9 protein-coding genes and 1 pseudogene are annotated in these 6,220 nt (G+C 47.6%); 2 read left to right on the forward strand and 8 right to left on the reverse strand.

Annotated elements, in window-relative coordinates; genetic code table 11:
- The 8 genes and pseudogenes from B3N33_RS09090 to B3N33_RS09125 all read right to left on the reverse strand — a co-directional run.
- A pseudogene (locus B3N33_RS09090) lies at nucleotides 1-184 on the reverse strand (peptide transporter); the annotation flags it as partial.
- Nucleotides 185-282: 98 nt separating this feature from the next.
- Nucleotides 283-807, reverse strand: coding sequence for a UPF0158 family protein (locus tag B3N33_RS09095; protein ID WP_292593089.1), 525 nt, complete (start codon nucleotides 805-807; stop codon nucleotides 283-285).
- 138 nt (nucleotides 808-945) lie between these two features.
- Entirely contained in the window at nucleotides 946-1,578 is a 633-nt protein-coding gene (locus B3N33_RS09100) for a methionine ABC transporter permease (RefSeq protein WP_099829665.1), read from the reverse strand.
- On the reverse strand, nucleotides 1,578-2,567 hold the full coding sequence (locus B3N33_RS09105; protein WP_292593092.1) for a methionine ABC transporter ATP-binding protein: 990 nt from the start codon (nucleotides 2,565-2,567) through the stop codon (nucleotides 1,578-1,580). Before B3N33_RS09105 ends, B3N33_RS09100 begins: the two co-directional genes overlap by 1 nt.
- 11 nt (nucleotides 2,568-2,578) lie before the next feature.
- Entirely contained in the window at nucleotides 2,579-3,358 is a 780-nt protein-coding gene (locus B3N33_RS09110; RefSeq protein ID WP_103135153.1) for a MetQ/NlpA family ABC transporter substrate-binding protein, read from the reverse strand.
- Between the two features lie 245 nt (nucleotides 3,359-3,603).
- The gene (locus tag B3N33_RS09115) at nucleotides 3,604-3,978 is read right to left on the reverse strand and encodes a hypothetical protein (RefSeq protein ID WP_103135154.1); all 375 of its coding nucleotides are present in this window, start codon (nucleotides 3,976-3,978) and stop codon (nucleotides 3,604-3,606) included.
- Between the two features lie 150 nt (nucleotides 3,979-4,128).
- On the reverse strand, nucleotides 4,129-4,545 hold the full coding sequence (locus B3N33_RS09120; protein WP_099829669.1) for a secondary thiamine-phosphate synthase enzyme YjbQ: 417 nt from the start codon (nucleotides 4,543-4,545) through the stop codon (nucleotides 4,129-4,131).
- Nucleotides 4,546-4,565: 20 nt separating this feature from the next.
- Nucleotides 4,566-5,132 (reverse strand): methyltransferase family protein, encoded by a 567-nt coding sequence (locus tag B3N33_RS09125; protein ID WP_292590486.1) that lies wholly within the window; start codon nucleotides 5,130-5,132, stop codon nucleotides 4,566-4,568.
- 163 nt (nucleotides 5,133-5,295) lie between these two features.
- Between B3N33_RS09125 and B3N33_RS09130 the strand changes: the two genes are divergently transcribed.
- Together B3N33_RS09130 and B3N33_RS09135 are read left to right on the forward strand one after the other, a co-directional pair.
- Nucleotides 5,296-5,721 carry a PPC domain-containing DNA-binding protein gene (locus B3N33_RS09130; protein ID WP_214060680.1) on the forward strand — a complete coding sequence of 142 codons (426 nt, stop codon included), beginning with the start codon at nucleotides 5,296-5,298 and terminating at the stop codon, nucleotides 5,719-5,721.
- A 10-nt stretch (nucleotides 5,722-5,731) separates the two neighbouring features.
- Nucleotides 5,732-6,220 (forward strand): metallophosphoesterase family protein (locus tag B3N33_RS09135; RefSeq protein WP_292593095.1); only part of this gene is annotated, 489 nt, incomplete at its 3' end.

Here is a 6,220-nt window from a genome sequence, read left to right on the forward strand (position 1 = left end):
CCTTGAGTATTGCCAGCGACATTACTGCAACAAAAATGGTCGGCCAGGGAAGAGCCCCCATTCTCAAGGCGACGTACATTGAACTGGTAGTGATGATTATCGACCCGAGCGCCCCTATTACCAGGCTCCTAAACGTCAACTGCTTTGAACTACCTTCTTCCAGCGACACTCCAGTGTTCTTCACGCTCTGATCCTCCTGTGAACCGACAAAAGAAAAGGCCCGGGCAGTCTTTCTTATACAGACGAATCTCCGCGAGATTTACTTCAAAGAGAAGACCGAGATCACTGTTCAGAAGTATCGATCGGATCGATTCCTATCGAGTTGAGCCACTCAACAGCAATCCTTGTCAAGTTCTCACTTTCGAATTTGAACCATGCGTCCTTGTATTCTCCGTGATGTTCGAGAAATGTGCGGAACTTAGAGAATGCACCTCTTCCCGAAATCTCGTAATAGACTTCATCCCTGACGCTTTCTTCTACTCTTGTGTAAATGAACTCTTCGATCAGTGCGAATTTTTCCCCTGGAGTAATCCACGGTATATCCTCGAATCTTTCCGATTCATCGCCGCAAAACAAGTCATAATAAGTGTACAAATCTTCGATTCTCATCCAGGAGTACTTCAGAAGCTCTTCAGTTATCTCTTCTCTTTCAACCTCGCAGTTTACTAGTTCATCCGGAAAACAATCTTCTTGATAGAAGATGATCTTTCCTGTCTCCGTATCTAGATACGAAATCGCGTCGTACTCTCTCTGGTCAATATCCATCAAATTGACCAACATATCGATGTCGATCGGCAGTCTTTTCATAGTGCTTCACCCTTATGGGCAAACCTGTATTCCAATCAACTTGTTTTGCCCGGTACCAGTTTACAACATTCTGGCTTCGACGACGAAAGTCAAAATGATTCAATTCCGAGACGCTTCCGAAAAACCTTGTTTCCAAAGTTATTTTCGCAATCCCTTCGCCAGTTTTCCTCCAGTGAACTGAAGAAGCTGACTGATCGCCACGAGAACGATCACTGCGTAGAGAACCACGTCCCACTGAAACCGGTAGTAACCATAGTTGATCGCCAGCTGACCGAGACCTCCGGCCCCGACTGCACCCGCTATGGCGGTGTAGGTTACGAGATTGATCAAGAGTACGGTTATGTTGCCTATCTGATCGGGCAGTGTTTCCGGTATCAGAACCTTTGTGACCATCTGCCACTTGTTCAATCCCATTGAGTTTGACGAATCGATTATTCCCGAAGGCACGGCATTGAAAGAATTCTCCGAAAGCCTCGCCATGAAAGGTATAGCTGCAATAGTAAGATTGAAGATCGCGGCATTCGGCCCGATTATCGTTCCCATTACGTTTTTCGTAACGGGAATCAGAAGCAACACGAGAATAATGAAAGGTATTGATCTGAAGATATTTACCAGCAGATCGAGCAACGCATAGAGGGTCTTCAACCTTCGTGATCTTGAACAGAGGTAAAGACCTACGCCTAGCGGAATACCGAAAACAGTTGCCAGGAAACCGGAGAGAAGAAGCATGTATAGAGTTTCGAGCGTCGCCTTAAGTATTTGTGAGAACATCAGCGGACCTCCTCGAGAAAGAAGACGGAGTCCCTAAGTTTCTCTATGAACAGATCCTGTTTATGCCCATCAATCGCGATGATCATTGTTCCGAAGGGTCCGTTCTTCAGCTCTTCGATCTTCCCGTACAGAATGTTGATCATTATATCGTACTCCCTTGCTATCTCCCATAAAACAGGTTCGTGGGTACGCTCGCCCCAGAAGAGTACTCTCAAGAGCCGCTTCTGCCCGGAAAGGACGCTTGCTTCCAGCTCGAGAGGGCTTCCAAAGTCACTCACTTCATTGTTCTCGATCTTGACGAAGAATTCGTGCGTAGGTCCGAAGAAGTGCAGCTTCCCATTCTGCAAATACGCGACTCTGTCACAGGTTCTCTTAATGACATCCATATCGTGGGTTACGACCGCGAAGGTGACACTGCGTCTTTCGTTGAGATTCACTACAAGGTCGAGAAGTCTGCCCGTAGTCCTCGGGTCGAGAGCGGAAGTGGGTTCGTCTAGAAGAATCAGCTTTGGATCCATTACGAGAGCGCGGGCGATCGCCGCTCTCTGCTGTTCGCCGCCGGAGAGCTGCGAAGGGTAGGCGCTCAGCCTGTGATCCAGGCCGAGCTCCGAAACGATACTCATAACTCTTTCCCTGATCTCGCCCCTGCCGATTCCCTGAATTTTCAGAGGAAAAGCGATGTTCTGGTAGACGGTTCTGTAGCGAAACAGGTTGTAGCTCTGGAAAACCACTCCTATCTTCTTTCTAATGCTCCTCACTTTGCTTTCGTTAAGCCCGACTATGTTTTGGCCGTCGAACATGATCGATCCGCTGTCCACCGGCTGGAGTAGGTTAAGGGTACGGAGCAGAGAGGTTTTCCCTGCTCCCGACAACCCTACGATTCCGACAATCTCGCCCTCTTCGATAGAGAAGCTGACATCATCGAGGATCTTTCTCCTTCCCGATTTGTCTTCGAAAGAGAGGTTAAGTCTTTCAACGCTCAGTATCAAAGCACTAAACCTCAGAAGACGGGTACTACCGCACCATCATACTTTTCGTTTATGAAGTCTCTTACCTTCTCCGACGTCAAAACACTGATGAGAGCTTCGAGCCATGCTTCGCCTTTGTCAGTTTCTCGAATTGTGATTATGTTTGCGTACGGAGATTCACCACCTTCAATGAACTCCGAGTCTTTGACTGCATTTAGGTTGATGGTAAGAGCGTAATTGGTGTTAATGACGGCACCGGCGACGGTCTTGTCGTCTGTGTAGACCCTTGGAATGAACCCGGCCTCGATTTCAACAAAGGTCAACTGCCTTGGGTTCTCTTTGATGTCCAGAACTGTGGATTCCAGCTTCGAAGGATCCTTGAGCTCAATAAGCCCGTTGTTGTGAAGCAGAATGAGAGCTCGGCCCTCGTTTGTCGGATCGTTCGGAACAGCGATCTTATCACCTGGTGCGAGCTCTGAAAGAGGTTTCTTGAGAAAGAACCCCATTGGCTCGACGTGAATGGCCTTTGCTGAGACCAGCCCTTTTATTCCTCTTTGTGAAGTGAAGGACTCCAGATAGGGTACGTGCTGGAAGTAATTCGCGTCGAGTTCCCCTGTGGAAAGGGCGATGTTTGGAAGCACATAGTCATTGAACACAACGATTTCCAGCTCATAGCCCAGCTCGGCTAGGTCGGCCTTGATTACCTCGAGAATCTCGGCGTGGGGAACTGGAGTGGCGCCAATCCTGATCTTCGTGGTACCGAACGCAAATACGACTCCCAGTAGAACCAGTAACACTAGAAACTTCTTCATACAAATCCCTCCTGATATAAAAAAAGGGCGTCTCCTTTGAGACGCCCTGCTTCTATTTTCTCAGGTACAGCTAAGCACCCGAAGAAACAAGGGCGTTGCCGTACATCATCATAGCTTTTCTGTTTTTTCCTCTGTAAGTCTTATTGTTCATATGCAAACCTCGCGTTCGTTTAGCTCATTATAGCTCAACGACTCTTTCCAGAACAAGTCGATATTGTAAATAAAAGCTCGTGCCTGTTCCAGAGTCAGTTAGATTCGTTGTAACCAGAAATCCTTATGAACCGATTACCGTCATCTCTTTCCTTGTAGCAGGCTTTCAGAAGCCTGCAACTGGTTGTTTTCGGGTCTTTGCAGACCAGAAAAGTGAACGAGAGATCCTTCGCTCTTCCCTTAAGCAGTTCCATGCTCAATGTGGAAAGCAGGCTGTCGAGCCGCTTCTCTTCTTTTTGTCCGTACATCCTGGAATTCTCGTCGGTCTTAACCATTTCATTCCAGAGATTCTCCGTGATAACTACCGGCAGTTTGATCCCAACCCTCTTCGCAAAAGGCGTAACATCAACCAAACCCCCGTCGAGAAAAACAACCGATCGGGAGTTTAGTGATGCTTCTCCAATGCTCATTGATAGCACCTCCATACATAATAAGTGTTATTATTACCATAACATCTTAGAAAGACCGTCGCAAAGGCAAACAAGAGACTCCCCGGTTGTCTGGAGCTGTTTAGGCCGGTATATCTGACAAAGCCTCTGAAAACCGTTACAATTCGAATCTTAATTGCCGATTATTTTTATCAGAACTCGCTTTCTTCTCATACCGTCCAGTTCATAGTAGAAGATCTGCTCCCATGGTCCAAAGTCCAGTCTTCCCTCAGTAACGGCTACCACAACTTCCCTACCCATAACGGTTCTCTTCAGGTGGGCGTCCGCATTGTCCTCGAATCCGTTGTGTTCATACTGCGAGTAAGGTTTCTCGGGCGCAAGCCTTTCCAGCCATTTTTCGAAGTCATTATGAAGCCCGGATTCATTGTCGTTGATGAACACACTTGCAGTTATGTGCATTGCGTTCACGAGCAGAAGTCCTTCCTGGATTCCGCTTTCTTTGAGCGCTCTTTCGACATCTGGAGTGATATTGATTATCTCTCGCCTGGTCGCGGTGTTGAAGAAAAGTTCCTTCCTGTATGATTTCAAATCCTTCACCTCCTAATCGATTAAAACACGTAAGGAATTAGCCGCCACGTCTTCTTGCAGTAATCCCTATAAGCATCTCCGAAGATGTATTCGAGATTTCTTTCCTCCACGACGATTCTGTACAGTATGCCTGTCGTCGGGAGTATGAAAGCAAGGATCGAACTGAGCGGGTAATCGAAGACGACCGCAAGACCCAGAAAGCCTGCTATCTCGGCGGCATAGGCAGGATGACGGATTACTCTGAACAGTCGATCCGTTCTCAGCTCTTGACCGGGAAGGGCCCCTACATCGATTGCAAAGGAAGAGCCCAGCTGCCTGACTACGAGGAAACGGACCACGACCGCGAAGATCATCGATGCAACCCCAACCCATCTATGAGGACGGAACGGCATCATGAACGCTTCCTTTGAGCTGCCGTCGACAGCCACCGCTCCAAACATGCCAGATAGAACGAAAGCAAGCATAATGTACTTCGATCGTTTCTCCTGGAGTTTTCCACTGATCTCTCTGTTGTGAAAGAAGAAAAGATAGATGTCAAATCCGACCCAGAAAATGAGAACGAAGAAGAAGAACAGTTGACCAGACATAACGAAACCTCCAGGAGAAAGTGAATGCAATTCAATTCTATCATCAGACCAGGGTGAAGAAAATCTCACATCAAAGCCCTTGCTGGATGTCTTCCGACTGTAACTGTTAGCAAATGTGGGGGTGCGGCAGATGTAGTAAAATTGTAATACAGGTGGTGATGAGATGATTTTTGGAAAAGGTGAGAGAGTACTATTCTTTCGCTTCGAGGATGGCGAGGATTTCATTCACACTCTAGTTCATACACTTACGGAGAACAACCTGGATTCACTTGTTGTTATCAGCGGAATAGGAATGTTGAGAGATTTCGAGATCGGCTGGTACAACGTTTCCAAAAAGCAGTACGAAAAGGAGATGATCTCTGTTCCTCATGAGCTCATTCACATATCGGGAAACGTATCGTCGAAGGGCGGTTTTCCATTCCCGCATCTTCACGTTGCGTTAGCCGGACCTTCGAGAAGCGCAGTTGGCGGCCACCTGTTCGCAGGAACAGTGTGCAACACGACGGAGCTCTTTGCCGTCAGGACCGGTGACCTGAAACTCACCAGAGATGCTTCCGGCGCCGCAACGCCTCTGGAATTCAGAAAGTGAGTCCATCAAATTGAGATTCCTTCACTGCTCCGATATTCACCTGGGGAGAAGACCGATCGGCTCCCCGAACAGCCCCTATTCGTCTGCAAGATACGAAGATTATTTTTCAGCCTTTGACTATGTAGTTGATTGGGCCGTACAGAACAAGCCAAATGCCTTCTTCATAACGGGTGATCTCTTTGACAAGAGAGACATCAATCCCGACACTCTTGCCAGAACGCAGAGTATTCTCTCCAGACTGAAAGAAAACGGTATCAGGGTGCTGGCTATAGAGGGAAACCACGACAAGAGCTTTAGCGCGAATGAGTCCTGGCTGAGATTTCTCCATGAGACAGAGTATCTGGAGCTGCTCTGCCCGGTTCAGGGCGAAAAGGACATCGTCTTTCCGAACGTCAGCATCGAAGGATTCAAGGTGTTCGGACTTGGCTATCCCGGCTTCATGGCAGAGGAGATGATCCTCAAAGCTTCTTCTTTTCTTGAAGGCAAAGACAATATAATA

This window comes from Mesotoga sp. UBA5825 (assembly GCF_002432955.1).
In the GTDB taxonomy this organism is placed as follows: domain Bacteria; phylum Thermotogota; class Thermotogae; order Petrotogales; family Kosmotogaceae; genus Mesotoga.

Coding starts and splice junctions, on each gene's coding strand:
- B3N33_RS09095 (WP_292593089.1), bottom strand. CDS start 807: ATGAAAAGACTGCCGATCGACATCGATATGTTGGTCAATTTGATGGAT.
- B3N33_RS09100 (WP_099829665.1), bottom strand. CDS start 1,578: ATGTTCTCACAAATACTTAAGGCGACGCTCGAAACTCTATACATGCTT.
- B3N33_RS09110 (WP_103135153.1), bottom strand. CDS start 3,358: ATGAAGAAGTTTCTAGTGTTACTGGTTCTACTGGGAGTCGTATTTGCG.
- B3N33_RS09115 (WP_103135154.1), bottom strand. CDS start 3,978: ATGAGCATTGGAGAAGCATCACTAAACTCCCGATCGGTTGTTTTTCTC.
- B3N33_RS09125 (WP_292590486.1), bottom strand. CDS start 5,132: ATGTCTGGTCAACTGTTCTTCTTCTTCGTTCTCATTTTCTGGGTCGGA.
- B3N33_RS09130 (WP_214060680.1), top strand. CDS start 5,296: ATGATTTTTGGAAAAGGTGAGAGAGTACTATTCTTTCGCTTCGAGGAT.